At 60.6% G+C, this 2,632-nt stretch carries 4 protein-coding genes; 3 read left to right on the top strand and 1 reads right to left on the bottom strand.

The features are described 5' to 3' along the window. Positions 1-641, bottom strand: a 641-nt coding sequence (locus F8R15_RS20725; protein WP_152845850.1) for a FadR/GntR family transcriptional regulator, incomplete at its 3' end; no start/stop codon positions are given. Between the two features lie 167 nt (positions 642-808). Between F8R15_RS20725 and F8R15_RS20730 the strand changes: the two genes are divergently transcribed. The 3 genes from F8R15_RS20730 to F8R15_RS20740 form a co-directional block, all read left to right on the top strand. Beyond that, the gene (locus F8R15_RS20730; RefSeq protein ID WP_152845851.1) at positions 809-1,600 is read left to right on the top strand and encodes an ABC transporter substrate-binding protein; all 792 of its coding nucleotides are present in this window, start codon (positions 809-811) and stop codon (positions 1,598-1,600) included. Between the two features lie 109 nt (positions 1,601-1,709). After that, positions 1,710-2,330, top strand: a complete 621-nt coding sequence (locus tag F8R15_RS20735) for an amino acid ABC transporter permease (RefSeq protein ID WP_253732836.1) — start codon at positions 1,710-1,712, stop codon at positions 2,328-2,330. Beyond that, positions 2,327-2,632: ATP-binding cassette domain-containing protein (locus tag F8R15_RS20740; RefSeq protein ID WP_152845853.1), on the top strand; the 306-nt coding region annotated here is incomplete at its 3' end. The genes F8R15_RS20735 and F8R15_RS20740, both read left to right, overlap by 4 nt.

Genomic DNA, 2,632 nt, shown 5'->3' on the forward strand with positions numbered 1-2,632 from the left:
GCGGCGTCGTTCGCATTCTGCCGCGTTAGCGCCTCCAGGATCGCCCTGTGCTCTTTGATCGAGGCGTTCATGCGGTCGACCTCAGTGTTCGGTATCGGCACGCGCTGGGTCTCGGTCAGAAGGTCGCGCACGGATTGGTGCAGGCGGCGCAGCATGGCGTTGGGGCAGGTTTGCGCGATGATGTTGTGGAAGGTGAGATCGGCTTCGACATGAGTCACGAGATCTTCCTTGCGCCATGCCTGCTCGAATTCCTCCGTCGCACGCCGCAGCTGATCCGCAATCTCGGGCGTCATATGGGGGGCGGCGAGACGGCAGAGTTCTGTTTCGATCAGCAGGCGGGACTGGAAGACATCGAGAATCGAATACTGTTCCTCGAAGCGCCACTGATCCATCGCGGCGGGCTTGCCTGTCTGGGCGCCGGTCACGAAAGTGCCGCGGGCAGGGTAGGTGCGCACGAGACCGATCGTTTCCAGCGTCAGCAGGGCTTCGCGCAGCGATGCGCGCGAAACGCCAAGCTGTTCTGACAGCACGCGCTGCGAGGGCAAGCGCTCGTCTTTTTTCAGCGCTCCGGTGCGGATCATTTCTTGCAGCTGGCGCGCGACCGTCTGGGTTACGGGGCTCTTGTCGTTCGTGAAATCCATGCAGCGCCTCTTAAGCTGGCAGTTATTAAATCTATAGCCCCCCGCGCCCGCCAACATCAAAGAAGTTCCTTGTCAGATCCGGGAAAGCATGCTTCAAAAGGTCAGACCGGTCTGACCGGTCATGCCAGTTAAGCAAAATAAAACGACGATCAACAGGGAAAACGAACATGTCTGGAAAATTTGGAAAGATCGCCGCGATGGCCTTTGTTGCAGTGACTGCCCTCGGGACGAGTGCCTGGGCGGAGACGCTCACCGTCGGCGCCAATATCGGGAACGTGCCGTGGGAGTTTCAGGACGAGACCGGCAAGAACGTCGGCTTCGAGGTCGATCTGGTCGATGCGGTTGCCGCGAAACTCGGGCGCGACGTTGAGATCGTGAACATTCCGTTCAACGGGCTCTTCTCGGCGGTGCAGTCGGGCCGGATCGATGCAGCGATCTCTTCGATCACCATCACCGACGAGCGCCTGAAATCGGTCTCCTTTGCGCAGCCCTATTACGATAGCGACCAGTCGCTGACCGCGCTCGCGAGCGGGCCGCAATCGCTCGACGAGATGAAGGGCAAGATCGTCGGTGTCGACACTGGCTCGACCGGCGATATGTGGGCGACCGAGCATAATGCAGAATATGGCTTCTCCGAGATCAAGCGCTACGAAGGGCTGGCGCCTGCGATGCTCGACCTCGCGGCGGGCCGCATCGACGGCTATATCTCCGACATTCCTGCACTGCTCTACTACGTCAAGGACAAGCCGAACCTGAAAGTGGTTCAGCGCATCGCGACGGGCGAGAAATACTCGATGATGTTCGCCAAGGACGCACCGCTGGCCAGCGAAGTGAACGACATCATCACCGAGCTCAAGAAGGACGGCACGATCGCCAAGCTGCATGAGAAGTGGTTCGGCGTCGCCCCTGAGGCGGATACCTCCACCGTCACGGTCATGGACATGCCCTCGCTGAAATAACGACCTAGGGCGCGTCTCCGTTCAGCGGGGGCGCGCCGCTGACCGAAAGAGTCTCATGACGTTTTTTGACACATTCCTGAACTTAGAGGTCTTGCAGCGAAGCGTGCCTATGCTTCTGAGCGGCCTCTGGCTGACGCTTCAGCTGGGCGTGGCGAGCATCGTGGCGGGTCTGGTCCTCGGCCTGATCCTCTCCATGCTTCGGCTCTACGGCGTGGCGCCGGTGCGTCTGCTGACGAAGATCTATATCGACGTGTTCCGCTCGATCCCCCTTCTGGTGCTGCTGATCGTTGTCTATTACGCGTTGCCCTTCCTCGGCGTGCGTCTGTCGTCCTTTGCTTCGGCGATGACCGCGCTGACGCTTGTCTCCGGCGCCTATACGGCGGAGATTTTTCGTGCCGGTATCGAGGCGATCCCGAACGGCCAGTTCGAGGCCTCCGAGGCTCTGGGGCTGAGTCACCGCCAGACGATGGTCGACGTGATCCTCCCGCAGGCGATCCGGATCGTGATCCCACCGCTGACCAACAACTCGATCAACGTGATGAAGGACACAGCGCTGGCCTCCGTGGTCGCGATGCCGGACCTTCTGAAACAGGCGACACAGGCGCAGGCGCTCGCGGCGAACCCCTCGCCGCTGATCGGCGCTGCGCTGATCTATATCGTTTTCCTCTGGCCAGCGGTGCTGCTGGTGTCGCGTCTGGAGAACCGTTTCAATTCCGGGAGGCGCGTATGACGGGCTATGTGAGCATCCGAGATCTGCGCAAATATTATGGCAGCTACGAAGCGCTGCGCGGGATCAATCTGGAGATCGAAAAAGGCGAAGTAGTTTGCGTGATCGGCCCCTCGGGGTCGGGCAAGTCAACGCTGATCCGCTGCATCAATCGCCTGGAGGATTTCGACCGCGCGAGCGAAATTCGCGTCGACGGCATCCCGGTCCTTCCGGGGCGGGCCTTGGCGAAGGTGCGTGCCGAAGTCGGCATGGTCTTCCAGAGCTTCAATCTCTTCCCGCATCTCACCGTCCGCGAGAACGTCATG

This window comes from Thioclava sp. JE_KL1 (genome assembly GCF_009296265.1).
Taxonomy (GTDB): domain Bacteria; phylum Pseudomonadota; class Alphaproteobacteria; order Rhodobacterales; family Rhodobacteraceae; genus Thioclava.